Genomic DNA, 16498 nt, shown 5'->3' with positions numbered 1-16498 from the left:
GCCTCCGCCGAGACGGCCCGGAACGTCAGGGTGGGACGCCGTCCCCCGACCGGAGGAGATCACGTGACGCACCCGCGCGAGGACGTCGTGGTCGCACGTTACCTGGTCACGGCGCAGTTCGGCCTCATCGGGCTGCTCGCCGTGGTCCCCCGCGGCCACGGCTGGCCGGTGCCGGTCGGGCTGCAGGTCGTCCTCGCGGTCCTCGTCCTGGTCGGGGTCGCGATCATGGGCCTCGGTGCGACGTCGCTCGGGAAGGGTCTGACGGCGACCCCGCTGCCGAACCAGCACGCCCAGCTGCGCACCGGCGGCCTCTACCGGTTCGTCCGGCACCCCATCTACACGGGTCTGCTGCTCTCCGCGACGGCGTACGCCCTCGCGTCCGGGAGCGTCGCCCGAGTCGTGGTGCTCGCGCTGCTCATCGCCCTGCTCAACGTCAAGGCGCGGTGGGAGGAGGCGCGGCTCGCGAGGAGGTTCGACGGGTACGCGGCCTACGCGGCCCGCACCCCGCGGTTCGTGCCGCTGCGCGTGCGCCGCTGACCGGCGTGCACCGGTGCGTCCGGTGCCGTCGGGACGACCGCCGCGAGCACCACCGCGGCCACCGACCAGGCGAGGTGGACGACCCCGACGGGCCACGGGTGCTGGAACCACCACAGGGCCAACCCGTGCTCGGTGGTGAACCGGTGCGTGAAGTCGTACGCGAACGGCTGCCACAGCACGACCGCCGTCACCAGCGCCGTCCACGGCACCACCCACCGGGTGACGAGGAGGTCGACCACGAGCGCCGCGACGACGGCCCCGGCGGCGTAGTAGGCGATGTCCTGCGGGTCCAGCGCCAGCCGGACGGCGACCGCCGCGAGCATGACCCCGGGCCACCGCCGACGCAGCACCGCGAGCAGACCGGCGAGCGGGGCGCCGACGAGCTGGACGGTCCGACCCCAGGCCGGGACCGCCGGGCCTCGGATCCCCAACGTCCACAGCCCGGACGAGTCCGTGACCGGCACCGGCGGGTGCAACGCGGCCAGGGTCCCGGGATCGGCCGCGACGAACGGCCCCCAGCCCGCCAGCGCGGTCGCCGTCGCGGCCGCGACTCCCCTCACCACCTGCCGCAGCGGCAGCGCCAGCAGGAGCGGCACGAACCCGATCGCCCACGGCTTGGCCGTCATCGCCGCCCCGAGGGCGAGACCGGCGGCGGCGCCCGACCAGGCTGAACGACCCGACCAGGCCGAGCCACCCGACCAGGCCGAGCCACCCGACGTCGCCGACGTCGCCGACGGACCAGGCTCCGCCGCGCCGTCGTCACGGACCGCGAGCCCCACCAACCGGACCGCGAGCACCGACAGTCCCAGCGCGAGCACGTCCTCGAGGTGCATCCAGCGCACGGACAGCACGGTCCAGGTGGGTGCGAGCACCAGGCCGGCGAGCAGCAGCCGCAGCCGTCGACGGCCCGGGTCGCCGCCGACCAGCGGGGCCAGCAGCCACAGCAGCAGCGGCGCGACCGCCGTCATCGCGACCTGCGCGACGCCGCGCTGGACCCCGGCGGGCAGCGGCGACGTCACCCCGGCGACGAGGAACGCCAGCGGACCGATCTGGAGATCCGGGTGCTGCGCGTACAGGTGCAGCCCGGACCTGCCGAGCAGGGCGCGCGTCCCGTCGGTGAAGAAGTGCCAGGACACCCCGGAGTACGGCAGGCGGCTCCAGCCCCACGCCGCCGTCCAGAGACTGATCGCGACCCAGGTCACCACGGCACCTCGCCGGCCCGCGAGCACGGTCCGCCACGCGGCCGGGAGCGCGCGTCGCCGTGTACTCGCGAGCGCGCTCCGCCACGACCTCGCAGGCTCCGCCCGCCGCTGATCTGCGCGCACGGGCTGCCGGGCGCCGTCGGTGCGCCGGGGTCGCGCGTGACCGGTCAGTCGTCGCCCGCGGTGGTGTCGTGGGTCGACTGGGTGGGGACCCCGGCGGCGCAGGCAACGTAGACCGTGTTCTCCTGCTCACCCGACCGGAGCTCGACCTCGGCGGTGGTCGAGCCTTCGGTCTTCACGTGCACGGACCACCCGTCGCTCGGGGTCGCGTACACCTGCAGGGTCGAGCCCGTGCAGGTCGCGCTGATGTGGCCGCCGGTGACGTCCCAGAACCGCACGACGGCCGCCGGCGCGGGAGCGGCCGGCGGTGTCGTGACGCGAGTCGGCGGCGGTGTCGTCGGGTGGTGCGTCGGCGTCGTGACCGGCGTGGGCGTCGGCGTGGGAGTGGGGGCGACGGTCGCCGTCGCTGTGGCGGTCACGCGCGGAGTCGGGACCGGGACCGGCGTCGCCGTCTGGGTCGCGAGCGCCGCCCGGACGTCGGCCTCGCTGAGCACCGTGCTCGAGGACCCGCTGCTCTCGCCACCGATCACGGTGACCGCCCAGGACGTCACGGTCCCGGCGAGGATCGCCGCGGCCGCCCACATGAGCACCGCGACGCCTCGGCCGACCAGGGGGCTCCTGGACGTCCGGGGTCCGCGCGGCGCGATCACGTCGGCCACTCCATCCGCATACCCGCATGGTGCCGCGGATCCGGGTGAAGGCGGGGTTAAGGCGCCGACAAGTTCCGAGAGTTCTCCGAGACGTTCGCCCGCGGCTCCACGCTCTCGGCCCGCCGATGGCCTACCGTCCGTCGTGTGGCCGATGTCTTGATCGTCGAGGACGATGCGACGATCCGCACCGCCCTGGTGCGGGCGCTCACTGCGCGCCAGCACTCCACGATGACAGCACCGACCGCGATGGAGGGCCTGCAGAGCCTGGTCGCGAACCGCCCGGACGTCGTCGTGCTGGACCTCGGGCTCCCCGACCTGGACGGCACCGCGCTGCTCGCGATGATCCGCTCGGTGAGCGACGTCCCGGTGATCGTGGTGAGCGCACGCGACGACGGCGACGGGATCGTGGCCGTGCTCGACGCCGGCGCCGACGACTACCTCGTGAAGCCGTTCGCGGCCGACCAGCTCGACGCGCGGATCCGCGCCGTGCTGCGTCGCTCGGACGCGACCAAGACCGTCGGGCCGGTGACCGTCGGCGGTCTGGTGATCGACGCCCGCTCCCGCATCGCATCGCTCGACGGGGCTGCTCTCGAGCTCAGCCCGAAGGAGTTCGACCTCCTGCTGTACCTCGCCGAGCGCGCCGGTGAGGTCGTCGGCAAGCGTGAGCTCCTGGCGAAGGTCTGGAACCAGCCGTACGGCGGCGCCGACAAGACCGTGGACGTCCACCTGCACTGGTTGCGACGCAAGCTCGGTGAGACCGCCGACGCCCCCCGGTACCTGGTCCGGGTCCGTGGTGTCGGGGTGAAGCTGGCGCCGCCCGCATGAGGCGCCTCCTGGTCCTCTACGGGCTGGCGATGACGTCGGTCGTCGTCGTGGCGTTCCTCGTCCCGCTGGGGCTGCTGGCCAGGTCTCTCGCCGAGGAGCGTGCGTTGTCCGCCGGTCGGCAGGACGCCCAGAGCGTCGCGGTGTTCGCCGGCGGCGCCACCCAGGACTCCGCGCGGCTCGACGCGGCCGTGCTCGCGGTCAACGGGGCGCAGCGGCGCACCACGGTGTTCCTGCCCGACGGCAAGACGGTCGGCGCACCGGCGGGGCCGTCGCCGGCGATCGACCTCGCGCAGCTCGGCCGTGCGCTCACGGCCCGGACCGACGGGGGCGTCCAGGTGCTGCTTCCCGTCGGAGGGTCCGCAGGCGTCTCCGTGGTGCGGACGTTCATCCCGGACTCCGAGCTCACGAAGGGCGTCCAGCAGTCCTGGCTCGTGCTCGCAGGCGTCGGCGTCGTGCTGATCGTGGCGACGATGGCAGCGGGGGACAGGATCGCGTCGCGGCTCTCCCGCTCGGTGCGCGACCTGTCCTCGGTCGCCGAGAAGCTCGGGTCCGGTGACCTCGCGGCCCGGGTCGAGCCCTCCGGACCGCAGGAGGTCGCCTCCGTGGGGCGGGTCCTGAACGGTCTGGGGGAGCGTGTCGCCGGGCTCCTCGCGGACGAGCGCGAGCTCGTCGCCGACCTGTCGCACCGGCTCCGGACGCCGATCACCGCGCTGCGGCTGGACGTCGAGCTGATCGACGACGCCCAGGAGCGCGAGCGGATGACCGAGCACGTCGACGCTCTCGTCGACGCGGTCGACGCCGTCGTGTGGGCTGCGCGGCACCCCGTGCACAACGCCCCGGTGAGCCGGTGCGATGCCGCGACGGTCGTACGGGACCGGGGCAGGTTCTGGGGAGTGCTCGCCGCCGACCAGGGCCGCGACCTCCGGGTCGACGTGCCCGACGCCGCAGCCGTTGTCGGGACGAGCGTCGTCGAGCTCGGCGCGGCCCTCGACGTCCTGGTCGACAACGTGTTCAGCCATACGCCGGCGCACACGTCGCTCGTCCTCGGTGTCGCCGTCGTCGGGCCGCTGGTCGAGGTCGTCGTCGAGGACGACGGGCCCGGGTTCGTCGCCGCCGACCTGGCAGAACGCGGCCGCAGCGGCACCGGGTCGACAGGTCTCGGCCTCGACGTCGCACGGCGCACGGCCGAGCGCGCGGGCGGCCGGCTGGTCATCGGAGCCGGTATGTCCGGCGGCGCCCGGATCGTCCTGGAACTGCCCTCTCAGGCTTAACCGAGTCTTAGCGGTCACTTGCCGCGCCCCGAACGCTGGCACCGCCAGGGTGGTCCTCAACGTCGTACTTGTCGTCCCACCGAACGAGGGATCCACCATGAACTGGAAGAGCCGCTCCTCCATCGCCGTGATGACGGCCACCGTCCTGACGGGCGCCGGGGCTGCCGCCGTGGCGAACGCCGTCACGACCGCCCAGCCCGCGCCCGCGCCCACCGCGGTCCAGACCCCGACCCCCACGCCGACGCCGACGTCGACCACCGACGCCGAGACGGCCGCCCTCGAGCAGACCGTCGCCGAGCTGCTCGACCAGGTCAAGACCCTCGAGGCCGAGGTCGCCGCAGTGCCGACCCCGTCGCCGAGCTACACGTACTCGGGCACGACGGCACCCGCACCGGCACCGGCTGCGGCACCGAGCCCCGCCGCCGCGCCGACGTACGAGTCGCACGAGACCGAGAGCCACGACACGGAGAGCCACGACTCGGAGGACGAGTCGGATGACTGACTCCCGCGCCCTCCGCCGCCGGGCGACGGCGCTCGCCCTGATCCCCGCGACCGCGGGCCTGTTCGGTGCGAGCGTCGCGTGGGCCGGGTCGCACGACCCGCTCGCCGCGTCGAGCGCCTCGAGCACACCGACCGTCGACCCGACGGCCGCTGCGGAGGCCACGGCAGCGGCTGAGGCGAGCGCCGCTGCCGACGCCGCCCGCCGCGCCGCCGCCGACCAGCACGTCGCCGAGCTCAAGGCGCAGGTCCAGGCCGCGCAGGAGCAGATCGCCGCACTCCAGGCCACGCTCGAAGCCAAGCTGGCAGCGGCTGCGGCACCTCAGGCGAAGGCCGCGGCCCCGCGGACCACGACGACCGCGCCGAAGACCACGGCCGTCGCACCGAAGGCAGCCGCCGCGCCGGCGCCCGCCCCGGCCGCTGCGCCCGCGCCCGCCCCGGCGCCCGCGCCGAAGGTCAACACCGTCACCAAGGCCTCGTGAGCCTGGTCCCGATGCCTACCGTCCAGGGACTGGCCGCCGACGGTGTCGAGGTGACGCGCTCGGATGAGCTGGTCGTCGTGTCGTTCCGGTCGATGGCGAGCCCCGTGACCCTGACGGTCGTCGACCCCGGACCGGACGCGGAGCTCCACCTCACCCGCGCGGTCGAGGCCGTGCGCGACGTCGAGCGCACGTGCTCGCGGTTCGACGCCACGAGCGCGCTGTCCCGGGCCAATGCGGCGCCCGAGCAGTGGCACCAGGTCCCGGCGACGCTCGCCGCCGCGGTCTCCGAGGCGTACCGGGCGCACCGTGAGACCGACGGCCTGTTCGACCCGCGGATCCTCGACGTCCTGCTCGGCTGGGGCTACGACCGCACGCTGCCGTTCGTCGACGGTGCGGTGACGCGCGACCCGGCTGCGCTCCCGGCCGTCACCCCGGCGGCGACGGTCCGACGGCCCGCCCCGTGGCATCCCGAGATCGTGGAGAGCGACGGGGAGTGGTGGATCCGGTTGGGTGACCAGCCGATCGACCTCGGCGGGATCGGCAAGGGCCTGGCCGTGCGGTGGGCTGCGGACGAGCTGGCCGACGCCGGCGCGGGCTACGCGGTCGACGCCGGCGGTGACGAGGCACTCGCAGGCGTCGGACCCGACGGCCCACGCTGGCGCGTCGGGGTCGAGGACCCGTCCGACCACGCCGAGCTCGTGCTCGTCCTCGACGTCACCGACACCGGGTGTGCGACCTCGTCGATCCGGCGTCGTCGGTGGACCTCCGGCGGTGCGCACGTCCACCACCTCGTCGACCCGCGCACGCGGCGTCCGGGTGGTGCCGGCTTGGCCGCCGTGACCGTCCTGGCACCGGATGCCGCCTGGTCGGAGGTCTGGAGCAAGACGCTGTTCCTCGCCGGGGCCTCGGAGATCCGGTCGGTCGCCGAGGACCTCGGCCTGACGGCCGCCTGGGTGCACGAGGACGGCACCGTCGGCACGACGACCCGGATGGACCCGCTGGTCATCTGGACCGCACGAGAGCTGGAGGCGCACCGATGAGACCGGCTCGCACGTCCTCGACGCCCACGTCCACGCCCTCGCTCGCCGGGGTGCTGGGGTCGATCCTGCTCGTCGTCGCCGGCGCGGCGACCGTCGCGTTCGGCGTCCTCCTCGTCCGCGACACGCTCGTCGGGCAGACCAAGGTCCCGTGGCTGCTGGGACGCGCCAGCGGTGTCACGTCGTACGTGCTCCTCACCTGCCTCGTGGCGACCGGCCTGGTGCTGTCGCACCCGTGGGCCCGCGGGCTCAGGCGGCCGTCGGCGGCGACGCGGATCGGCCTGCACGTCGGGCTCGCCACCTTCACGCTCGCCTTCACGGTCCTGCACGTCGTCGTGCTCGCGACCGACCCGTGGGCCCAGGTCGGGTGGCGTGGTGCCCTGCTGCCGATGGCCGCGGTGTACCGACCGGTCCCGGTCACGCTCGGGGTGATCGCGCTGTGGGCCGGGCTGATCACCGGGGTCACCGCGAAGCTCGCCGGGTCGGTCGCCGCGCGGGTGTGGTGGCCGATCCACAAGGTCGCCGCCGTCTCGCTCGCTCTCGTGTGGGGGCACAGCGTGCTGGCCGGCAGCGACATCCTCGCCCTGCGCGGCTTCTACCTCACGACCGGCCTCGCGCTGATCGGCCTCGCGGTGAGCCGCTACGGTGCCCGCACCCCGCAGGACCGGGTCGCCGAGCTGACGCGGGCGCTCGACGTCCCCCCGGAGCTGCGGCACGTGCCGCGCCAACGTGACCACGATCGACGCGACGGGGCCCTGCGATGAGCCCGGACGAGCTGACGGCTGACCCGTCGCGTGCGTGGTCCGGCACGGACCGCACCGAGCAGCTCAGGGTCACCCGGGACCAGCTCGCGTGGGACCGGTCGCGCTCGACGGGAGCAGAGACGGTCGCATGGGGCGCGCCCGCCCGGACGTCCCCCGCCCGGGTCTCGACTACGCAGACGTCGACCACGCAGACGTCGACCACGCACGGCGCGGCGCAGGCGCGGCCCGCGCTGCTGCTGCACGGCGTGCAGCTCGACCGCGTCGGCGAGGCCGACCCGTGGGAGCCCGCCGCCGTCGAGCACCTCGAGCACCTCGTCGGCCGGGTCGGTCCGCGGCCGCACGGGAGCCTCGACCTCGTCGCGATGATCGAACGCGCGGGGCTCACCGGCCACGGTGGCGCGCACGTCCCGGCGGCCGCGAAGTGGCGCAAGACGCTGCAAGGCGACGGGCCCCTGACCATCGTGGCGAACGGTGCCGAGAGCGAGCCGCTCAGCGCGAAGGACGCCACCTTGATGCGTCAGCGCCCCCACCTGGTGCTCGACGGGCTGGCCCTCGCCGCCGAGGCCCTCGGGGCGGACCGGGCCGTCGTCTGGCTGCACGGCGACGACCACGGCACCGCGGCGACCCTCCAGGGTGCGATCGCCGAGCGGCGCGCCGCACGCCTGCACGAGCCCGCCCCCGAGCTCGTCATGGGCCCCTCGCACTACCTGTCGGGCGAGTCGAGCGCGATCACCCGCGCGCTGCAGGGCGGCCCGACCCTCCCCACGGCGCGTCGTCCCCGGGACCCACGGAGCCGAAGCCCCCGGACGCTCGTGCACAACGTCGAGACCCTGGCCCGGCTGGCGCTCATCGCCCGCGGGTACCCGCCGCTGCCGACCATGCTGCTCACCGTGCTGACCCCGGTCAGCCGGATGGTCCTCGAGGTGCCGCGCGGGACCCCGGTGATCGACGTGCTCGAGGCCACCGGCTGGCTGCGGAACGGCGCGCCGCAGGCGGCGCTCCTCGGCGGGTACGGCGGCATGTGGGCGTCGTGGCGTGACCTGCGGTCGGCGACGTTCGACGAGCCCGCGCTGCGCGCAGCCGGCCTGAGCATCGGCGCCGGAGTCGTCGCACCGATCGCCCACGGCGCGTGCGGTCTCGCCGAGACCGCCGCCCTCACCGGCTACCTCGCATCGATGAGCGCCCGGCAGTGCGGGCCGTGCCTGTTCGGGCTCCCGGCGCTGACGGACGGCATGCGGGCCCTCGCGGCAGGCGAGGCCTCCCGCCGCGAACGTGCCCAGCTCCTCGAGGACCTGCGCCTCGTCGAGGGGCGCGGTGCGTGCCACCACCCCGACGGTGCGACGCGCCTGATCGCGTCCGCGCTGGAGGTCTTCGAGCACGACGTCGTCGAGCACGTCGCCGGCCGGCCGTGCTACGAGTCGGGGCGGATCACCCTGCCCGTCCCGGGGGGACACCGATGAAGAAGCACGGCGAGACGTCACGTCTGCGCATCGACGCGGCGGCCTGCGACGGCATCGGCGTGTGCGCCCACCTGGCGTCGGAGGTCCTGGAGCTCGACCGCTGGGGCTTCCCGATCATCACGGCCCGCGAGCTCTCCCGGAGTGAGCTCTCCGCCGCGCGGCGTGCGGTCCGGGCCTGCCCACGCAAGGCGCTCTGGATCGAGACCTCCGAGGTCCCGTCCGCCGCCGAGCGCAGACCGGGGGGCACCGCGCCGTTCTCGTCGTAGTCCGGTCGGGCGTCCCGAGCCGCGGGCGGGGCCGGCCGGTGGTAAGCCTGGGAGCACGGGCAGCCCTCCGGGAGAGCCGGACCTCGGACGGCCGACCGACGTGGACGACGGGAGGCGCACGGTGGACACCCCTGCGGTCGTGGCGCGCGGTCTCACCAAGCACTTCGGGACGGTGGTCGCCCTCGACCACCTCGACCTCGAGGTCCACCAGGGTGAGATCTTCGGGTACCTGGGACCGAACGGGTCCGGGAAGTCGACGACGGTGCGCCTCCTGCTCCACCTCATCCGGCCCACGAGCGGCAGCGCGACGATCATGGGCGTCCCGGTCGAGGACGTCGAGCGGTCCCACCGGCACGTCGGGTACGTGTCCGGTGACGTCGCGCTGTGGCCGCAGCTGACCGGCGCCGAGACCCTCGAGCTCCTGGGCCGGATCTCCGGGCGCGTGGACGTGGCCTTCCGCGACGAGCTCGTCGAGCGGCTGCAGGTCGACCCGTCCGTGCGGGCGCGCGCGTACTCGAAGGGCAACCGGCAGAAGATCGCCCTGGTCGCGGCCTTCATGACCCGGCCCGACGTCCTGCTCCTCGACGAGCCGACCGCGGGCCTCGACCCCCTCATGGAGGCGGTGTTCCAGGACCTGGCGCGTGAGGCGACCGCACGCGGCCAGACGATCTTCCTCTCGTCGCACATCCTCGACGAGGTCCAGGACCTGTGCGACCGGGTCGCGATCCTCCGCACCGGGCAGCTGGTGGAGGTCGCCGCGCTCGACGACCTGCGTCGTCTGCACACGACGATCGTCGAGGTGCTGATGGACGGCCCGGTGCCGTCGTTCGACGACGTCGACGGCGTCACCGCGAGCGAGCCGCTGCCCGGCGGCGTCCGGGTCTCGCTCACCGGGTCGCCGTCCGCGCTGATCGCCCGCCTCGCGACGCTCCCGGTCACGAGCCTGCGCACCGAGGAGGCGACGCTCGAGCAGGTGTTCCTGACGTACTACTGACGGGTCTCGGGCGCCCGGACGGTGCGGTGCGGGACAGGTGCGACGACGGTACGAGGGGAGGACGAGGTGACGGTCACCGAGGGGCCGGCCGCGGGGCCGGTCACGCGTCGACGGCACCGTGGCGCCCGTCGCCGCGGCACCGGTCGAGCGGTCGCCGGTCTGACCTGGCGGCTGACCCGGCGCGGGGCGGCGGTGGTCGCGGCCTCGACGGGCGTCTACGTCGTGATCGAGGCCGTCTCGTACGAGGCCGCGTATCCCGACGCCGCGTCGCGTGCCCGGCTCGCCGCGTTCGGCGACGACCCGGCGGTCCGCATCATGCAGGGGGTCCCGCACGCGGTCGACACGGTCGGCGGGTTCGTCACCTGGGACGCCGGGTGGATCCTCCAGGTGATCGTGTCGGTGTGGGCGCTGATCGTCGCGGTCCGCGTGCTCCGCGGCGACGAGGAGACCGGCCGGACCGAGCTCGTGCTCACCGGGTCGATCCGGGCCGGGCGTGCCCTGCTGGCCCAGCTCGCGGTGCTGGTCGCCGCGTGTCTCCTCGTCGGGACGACGATCGGTGTCGCGTTCAGCCTGGCGGGCGCCGCGCTGCCGGGTGCGCTGCTGTTCGGCGCGGAGGTCGCCGGGGTCGCCGCGTTCTTCGTGGCGGTCGCCGCGGTGGCCGCGCAGGTCTTCGTCGCGCGCTCGCGGGCGGTGAGCGTCGCGGCCGCCGTGCTCGGGGCGGCCGTGCTCGTGCGGATGGTCGCGAACAGCGCGGACTCGCGCAGCTGGATCGGGTGGTTGACGCCGCTCGGGTGGATGGACCAGCTTCGCCCGTTCGGGGACGACCGGTGGCCCGTGCTCGCGGTCCCGGTCGGAGTGGTCGTCGTCCTGGTGGTGACTGCCATCCGGTTGCGGGACGCGCGCGACACCGGGGCGGGCCTGGTCGGCGGGCAGGAGAGCCGTCGGTCGCGGCTGTGGGGCCTCGGCAGCCCGCTCGCGTTCGCGTGGCGCACCAACCTGGCGGTGCTCGTCGGCTGGGTCGCCGGCCTCGCGATCTGGAGCCTGGTGATCGGGCTGCTGGTCCGGAGCGTCGCCGACTTCATCGCGGCGGACCCGAGCTACCGGGACCTGCTCGCGACGCTCGGTGTCCGGGTGTCGGACGTCCCTCGGACCTTCGTGGCGCTCGCGTCCGTGATCACCGGTCTGGTGATCGCGCTGTTCGCCGCGTGGCGGATCGGTGCGGCCTGGACCGAGGAGGCGGCGGCCCGGCTCGAGCACCTGGTGACACGTCCGGTGCTGCGACGCCGCTGGCTCGGCGGGCACGTCGTCCTCATGCTGGGGTCCGTCGTGCTGCTCACCGCGGTCTCGGCGACGGCGATGTGGCTCGGTGGTTCGGTCACGGGCGCGGACCTGTCGGTGGGCGACGCGTTCGCGTCGATGTTCAACACGGTGCCGGCCGTCGTCGTGTTCGGCGGTCTCGCGGTGCTGGTCTACGGCGTCGCGCCGCGGGTCACGGTCGCCGTCACCGCGTCGGCCGCGATCGCGACCTACGTGCTGCAGGTCGTCGGGCCGATGCTGTCGTGGCCCGAGGCCGTCATCGGGATCTCGCCGTTCCGTCACCTCGAGGCCGTCCCGGTCGACCCGTTCGGGCTGACGGCCGCGGTGGTCATGGTCGCGATCGGGGTCGCGGCGACGGTGGCCGGGGTGCTCGCGTTCGAGCGACGGGACCTCGTCGGGGCGTGAGCCGGCCGGCCGGTCCGCACGTCCCGGAGAGGGTCAGACGGAGGTGACGGACTCGGGAACCGCCGGGCCGGGTTCGCGTCGGGGCGTCGGCAGGGTGGCCTCGAGCAGGGTGGGGAGGCGACGCTCGATCGTCGTGACGAGCGCGGGCACCTGATCCGCGGGCACCGGTCGGCCGAGGCCGAACCCTTGGGCGGAGTAGCAGTGCAGGTCCCGCAGGCGCAAGAACGTGCGGTCGTCCTCGACCCCCTCGGCGACGACGTCGAGGTGGAGCGCCTCAGCGAGCTCGATGGTCGCTCGCACGATGGCCTCGCTCACCGGGTCGGTGAGGAGGTCGGTGACGAACGACCTGTCGATCTTGAGCCGCCGGACGGGGAGCTGGTGCAGGTACCCGAGCGAGCTGTGGCCGGTGCCGAAGTCGTCGACGGACAGGGTGACGCCCAGCCGGTCCAGCTCCTCGAGGGTGCGCTTCGACCGCCCCGGGTCGACCATGGCGACGCTCTCGGTGATCTCGAGCTCGAGGGACGATGCCGGCAGCCCGTGCCGCTCGAGGGCGGCCTCGACGTCCGCGACGAGGTGCGGGTCCAGCAGGTTGCGCACGGAGAGATTGACGGCGACCGTCAGCGGGTGGCCGTCCTGGTTCCAGCGCGCGCACTGCGCGAGGGCCAGGTCGAGGACGTGGTGCGTCAGCGGGCCGATGAGCCCGGTCTGCTCGGCGGCGGCGATGAACGAGTCCGGGCCGAGGAGCCCGTGCTGCGGGTGCTGCCAGCGTGCGAGCGCCTCGACCGAGAGCACGCGGCCGTCCCCGATGCGCACCTGCGGCTGGTAGTGGAGCACGAGCTCGTCGTTCGTAAGGGCGCGCGGCAGCTCCCCGGCGAGCAGGGAGGCGTGCTCCGCGGCGGCGGTGGAGCGCTCGTCGTACTCGGCGATGTGGTCGGGTCGGGACTTGGCTGCGGTCGCGGCCGCATCGACCCAGCTCAGCGCGGCGTTGGGGTCGACGACCTGGTCGGTGAGGAGCAGCGCACCGATCCGCGCCTCGACCGCGACGGTCACCCCGGGCAGCTCGTACGGGCAGTTGAGCGAGCGGAGCACGCTGGAGGCGACGGGGAGGACGTCGACCTCGGAGGAGATCCGGCGGCACAGCACCACGAAGGTGTCGCCGCCCATCCGCGCCACGACACCCTGCTCGCCGGCCATCTCGACGAGCCGGTCGCCGACGCCGCGCAGGATCGCGTCCCCGGTCTGGTGCCCGAGGACGTTGTTGATCTCGGTGAAGCGCTCGAGGTCCACGAGGAGCAGGCCGGCGTCGCGGGTACGCGGGGCGGCGAGGAACTCGCGGAGGTGGGTGGCGAACCGCTGCCGGTTCATCAGGCCGGTGACGAAGTCCGTGCCGGCGAGCCGGTCGAGCCGGCGTGCGTGCTCCTGGAGGTCGCGCACCATGTGCATGATGCGCAGGGTCAGGAGGCCGATCATCGTGACCCCGACGGCGATGGCCGGCCACAGGTGCAGCGGGCGCCCGGTCGCGAGCTCCCAGGCGATGAGCCCGGGGCCGACGAGGCAGACGGAAGCGAGCGCACCGACCTCGCGGGCGCGCACGGGCGCGGGCGCCCGGTCCACAGGGGCCGAGAGCACCGTCATCGACGGGTGCAGTGCGGACGCGCCCAACAGCACGTAGGACGCGAGCCACAGCACATCGAGGCTGTCGACGCGGGCGGCGATCGCGGGGGTGAAGGTCGACACGTCGTACAACGTGTCCGCGACGAGGAGGAGGACGAACGCCAGCGTGAGCGTCAGGCCGGCGACGGGGCGCTCGGTGCGGCTCCAGGAGACCCGGACCAGCGCGGCGAAGAGGAGGATGTCGCCGATCGGGTACGCAGCCGCGACCAGCCGCGCGAAGGTCGAGCCCTCGGTGCCCGACCACATCGGTGCGATGACGAAGACCCACCACAGGAGAGCGACGGCCACCGTCACGAGCGCGCTGTCGATGAAGGCCGTCGAGGACCCTTGGGTGCTCGATCGGGCGAACATGACGAGGAGCGCTGCGGCGAGGACGACGTACGCAGGCAGGTACAGCGCGTCCGCGAGCGACGGGAACGGGTCCAGCAGCCTGACGTCCTGGTACCAGGAGAAGATGGCGTCGCCGATCACCCACAGGGTCGTTGCCGCGGCGAGCAGGTACCAGGCGACGGCTGCGTGCGGCCGGTTCCGGCGGGCCCCGATGATGATCGCGACGACGGCCGAGGCGCCGATCGCCTCGTAGACGGCGTCGCGCAGGAGCCCGTGCGGGAGAGCCAGGATCGCCACGGATGCGACGAGGCCCGCGCCGAGGTACGCCCGGTGGCTCACGCCACGTGCGCGCGACACCGCTGCCTGCCGCGCCGTTGCCGGTCGCGTCGAGGCCGTGGCCGCGCGAGCCGGCGGCGGCGTCATGGCGACTCCATACCCATGACATCGGCATCGCCGGGCCGGAGTTGAGGTCGGGTGGAGGTCGTCGGGGGTGATGGCGGGGTGTGACGACGGGGTGCGACGGCGGGCAGTGTCGCGGGTACGGGGCGTCGGTACCGGGTGTCGGTCACGTGCGCGTCGAGCTGTCAGCTGTCGTCCGCGGCGATGTGCTGTACTGGTCATCTCGAAAGTTCGGATACCCGAACTCTGCTGACGTGGAGGCCACGGTGGTCGCTGAGTCGGTGTTCCGCACCGTGCGGTACCGGCGCCTGCTCCCGTTGCTCGGCCCGGCGTTCGTCGCAGCGATCGCGTACGTGGACCCCGGCAACGTCGCCGCGAACCTCACCGCCGGGTCCCGCTACGGCTACCTGCTCGTCTGGGTCCTCGTCCTCGCCAACACGATCGCGGTCCTCGTCCAGTACCAGTCGGCCAAGCTGGGCCTCGTCACGGACCGCACGCTCCCGGAGCTGATCGGCCAGCGCCTCAACCGTCCGTCCCGGATCGCGTTCTGGGTCCAGGCCGAGATCGTCGCTGCGGCCACCGACCTCGCCGAGGTGATCGGCGGTGCGATCGCGCTGTACCTGCTCTTCCGCCTGCCGTTGCTCGTCGGCGGGGTGATCGTCGGTGCGGTGTCGATGCTCATGCTGATGGTCCAGACCCGGTACGGGCAGCGCTCGTTCGAGTCGGTCATCATGGCGCTGCTGGGGGTCATCGCGGTCGGGTTCGTCGCCGGTGTGGTGGTCGATCCGCCGGACGCCGGGAGCGTGGTCTCCGGTCTGGTCCCGCGCTTCGCCGGGACGGACAGCGTGCTGCTGGCCTCGAGCATGCTCGGCGCGACCGTCATGCCGCACGCGATCTACGTGCACTCGGCGCTCGTCCGGGACCGCTTCAGCGGCCGCGACCGTGCCGACGGGCACGTCCACCTGCTCCGGGCCACGCGCTGGGACGTGATCGGTGCGCTCGGAGTCGCCGGCCTCGTCAACATCGCGATGCTGCTGCTGGCCGCCTCGAGCCTGCAGGGCATGAGTGGCACCGACACGATCGAGGGCGCTCACGCCGCCGTCGTCTCCGCCCTCGGCCCGACCATCGGGCTGGTGTTCGCGATCGGGCTCCTGGCCTCGGGTCTCGCATCGACGTCGGTCGGCGCCTACGCGGGCGCGACGATCATGCAGGGGCTGGTGCACAAGCAGATCCCGCTGCTGCTGCGGCGGGCCATCACGATCATCCCGGCGCTCGTCGTGCTCGGTCTGGGGATCGACCCGACCTGGGCGCTGGTGGTGAGCCAGGTGGTGCTGAGCTTCGGCATCCCGTTCGCGCTCCTCCCGCTGCTGCGGCTGACGAGCGACCGCCGCCTGATGGGTGTCGCGGTCAACAGCCGGGTGATGCGCTGGACGATGACGGTGGTCGTCGCGCTGGTCGCCCTGCTCAACCTCGGCCTCGTGTACCTGACGCTGGCCGGCGGCTGAGGTCGTACGTCCGCCCCGGCCGCGCCTGCGGGAACGGTGCGGCGAACGGGCCCGCGCCGACCGCGCGCGCGAGTAGCGTCGAGCGACGGCCCACGAGAAGCGCAGGAGGTCGTGGACCGAGAGGCGCGGCGCATGCCGCAGACGCGGGAGCGCGACGATGGTCGGCTGGAGCGGGCACGACGCGGTGCGTGGTCGTGCGGGGGCGGCGTTCGCCCGCGCGCGGATCCCGGTGGCGGGTCGGCTGCGACGTACCGCCTGGGCGGTGACCCTCGCGGGTCTTGCGCTCGGTGCGGCGGGTTGCGGCGCAGGGACGACACCGGGCACGACGTCGTCGGACGCCGCGCCCCCGTCGATGGCGGCGGTCGGATCCGCGTTCGTGGCGGCTGAGCCGACAGTCGAGCCGACCGCCGGACCGAGCTCCGAGCCGACCGCCGGACCGGCGACCGAGGGGCACGTCGTCGATCTCGATGCGGTGCCGACCGACATCCCGCTCGTCGTCGACCGGCTCCTCCGCGTCGTCGCACTCGACGCGGGAGGGTGGCAGGTCGACGTGGAGCTCGCCGATCGTGGGGGGTACGACCGGGCGCGAGCGGCGCTCCTCACCGCAGGCTACGACGTCGTCTCGGAGACCAGACCCGGTGAGATGCGGTGGACCGGGGACTTCGCGAACGTGCAGTACACGGTCCACCTCGACGTCTCCAACGACACGGGCGGCGGCTTCATGGGGGACTACCTGATCGCTCGTCGGTCCTGACGGTCACC

The 16498-nt window shown here is 73.9% G+C and carries 16 protein-coding genes; 13 read left to right on the top strand and 3 right to left on the bottom strand.

Going from position 1 to position 16498, the window contains the following annotated elements; genetic code table 11:
- Positions 1–63 precede the first annotated feature (63 nt).
- Positions 64–537: an isoprenylcysteine carboxylmethyltransferase family protein gene (locus tag LJB74_RS09010; protein ID WP_259308215.1), complete on the top strand. Its 474-nt coding sequence runs from the start codon at positions 64–66 to the stop codon at positions 535–537.
- On the opposite strand, the gene LJB74_RS09005 is transcribed toward LJB74_RS09010, so the two are convergent.
- Both LJB74_RS09005 and LJB74_RS09000 read right to left on the bottom strand, forming a co-directional pair.
- On the bottom strand, positions 489–1739 hold the full coding sequence (locus LJB74_RS09005; RefSeq protein WP_259308214.1) for a hypothetical protein: 1251 nt from the start codon (positions 1737–1739) through the stop codon (positions 489–491). The genes LJB74_RS09010 and LJB74_RS09005 overlap by 49 nt on opposite strands.
- Positions 1740–1906: 167 nt before the next feature.
- Positions 1907–2509, bottom strand: a complete 603-nt coding sequence (locus LJB74_RS09000) for a hypothetical protein (protein WP_259308213.1) — start codon at positions 2507–2509, stop codon at positions 1907–1909.
- 144 nt (positions 2510–2653) lie between these two features.
- Here LJB74_RS09000 and LJB74_RS08995 point away from each other — a divergent pair, with 144 nt between their 5' ends.
- From LJB74_RS08995 to LJB74_RS08950, 10 genes are all read left to right on the top strand, one after another.
- Positions 2654–3334: a response regulator transcription factor gene (locus LJB74_RS08995; protein WP_259308212.1), complete on the top strand. Its 681-nt coding sequence runs from the start codon at positions 2654–2656 to the stop codon at positions 3332–3334.
- The gene (locus LJB74_RS08990; RefSeq protein ID WP_259308211.1) at positions 3331–4605 is read left to right on the top strand and encodes a HAMP domain-containing sensor histidine kinase; all 1275 of its coding nucleotides are present in this window, start codon (positions 3331–3333) and stop codon (positions 4603–4605) included. Before LJB74_RS08995 ends, LJB74_RS08990 begins: the two co-directional genes overlap by 4 nt.
- A 97-nt stretch (positions 4606–4702) precedes the next feature.
- Complete coding sequence (locus tag LJB74_RS08985) at positions 4703–5107, top strand: hypothetical protein (protein WP_259308210.1); 405 nt, start codon at positions 4703–4705, stop codon at positions 5105–5107.
- Positions 5100–5585 (top strand): hypothetical protein, encoded by a 486-nt coding sequence (locus tag LJB74_RS08980; protein ID WP_259308209.1) that lies wholly within the window; start codon positions 5100–5102, stop codon positions 5583–5585. The genes LJB74_RS08985 and LJB74_RS08980 overlap by 8 nt, the downstream gene beginning before the upstream one ends.
- A gap of 11 nt (positions 5586–5596) precedes the next feature.
- A complete protein-coding gene (locus LJB74_RS08975) occupies positions 5597–6625 on the top strand; it encodes an FAD:protein FMN transferase (RefSeq protein ID WP_259308208.1) in 1029 nt (342 codons plus the stop codon).
- The gene (locus LJB74_RS08970; RefSeq protein WP_259308207.1) at positions 6622–7386 is read left to right on the top strand and encodes a hypothetical protein; all 765 of its coding nucleotides are present in this window, start codon (positions 6622–6624) and stop codon (positions 7384–7386) included. Before LJB74_RS08975 ends, LJB74_RS08970 begins: the two co-directional genes overlap by 4 nt.
- Complete coding sequence (locus LJB74_RS08965; RefSeq protein WP_259308206.1) at positions 7383–8846, top strand: NADH-ubiquinone oxidoreductase-F iron-sulfur binding region domain-containing protein; 1464 nt, start codon at positions 7383–7385, stop codon at positions 8844–8846. Before LJB74_RS08970 ends, LJB74_RS08965 begins: the two co-directional genes overlap by 4 nt.
- Positions 8843–9112, top strand: a complete 270-nt coding sequence (locus LJB74_RS08960; protein WP_259308205.1) for a ferredoxin — start codon at positions 8843–8845, stop codon at positions 9110–9112. Before LJB74_RS08965 ends, LJB74_RS08960 begins: the two co-directional genes overlap by 4 nt.
- Before the next feature lie 121 nt (positions 9113–9233).
- Positions 9234–10106 (top strand): ABC transporter ATP-binding protein, encoded by an 873-nt coding sequence (locus tag LJB74_RS08955; protein ID WP_259308204.1) that lies wholly within the window; start codon positions 9234–9236, stop codon positions 10104–10106.
- A 66-nt stretch (positions 10107–10172) separates the two neighbouring features.
- The gene (locus LJB74_RS08950) at positions 10173–11828 is read left to right on the top strand and encodes an ABC transporter permease (RefSeq protein ID WP_259308203.1); all 1656 of its coding nucleotides are present in this window, start codon (positions 10173–10175) and stop codon (positions 11826–11828) included.
- Positions 11829–11861: 33 nt separating this feature from the next.
- Here LJB74_RS08950 and LJB74_RS08945 read toward each other — a convergent pair whose 3' ends face one another.
- The gene (locus LJB74_RS08945; protein WP_259308202.1) at positions 11862–14255 is read right to left on the bottom strand and encodes a bifunctional diguanylate cyclase/phosphodiesterase; all 2394 of its coding nucleotides are present in this window, start codon (positions 14253–14255) and stop codon (positions 11862–11864) included.
- 242 nt (positions 14256–14497) lie between these two features.
- On the opposite strand from LJB74_RS08945, the gene LJB74_RS08940 reads away from it, so the two are divergent.
- Positions 14498–15736 carry an Nramp family divalent metal transporter gene (locus tag LJB74_RS08940; protein ID WP_259308201.1) on the top strand — a complete coding sequence of 413 codons (1239 nt, stop codon included), beginning with the start codon at positions 14498–14500 and terminating at the stop codon, positions 15734–15736.
- A 157-nt stretch (positions 15737–15893) separates the two neighbouring features.
- Positions 15894–16490 carry a PT domain-containing protein gene (locus LJB74_RS08935; protein ID WP_259308200.1) on the top strand — a complete coding sequence of 199 codons (597 nt, stop codon included), beginning with the start codon at positions 15894–15896 and terminating at the stop codon, positions 16488–16490.
- The last annotated feature ends 8 nt before the right edge of the window (positions 16491–16498 follow it).

The sequence above is a fragment of the Cellulomonas sp. P24 genome (genome assembly GCF_024704385.1).
Classification (GTDB): Bacteria; Actinomycetota; Actinomycetes; order Actinomycetales; family Cellulomonadaceae; genus JAJDFX01.
The sequence above is the reverse complement of the archived record's forward strand: the minus strand, read 5'-3'. Positions and strand labels throughout refer to the sequence as shown.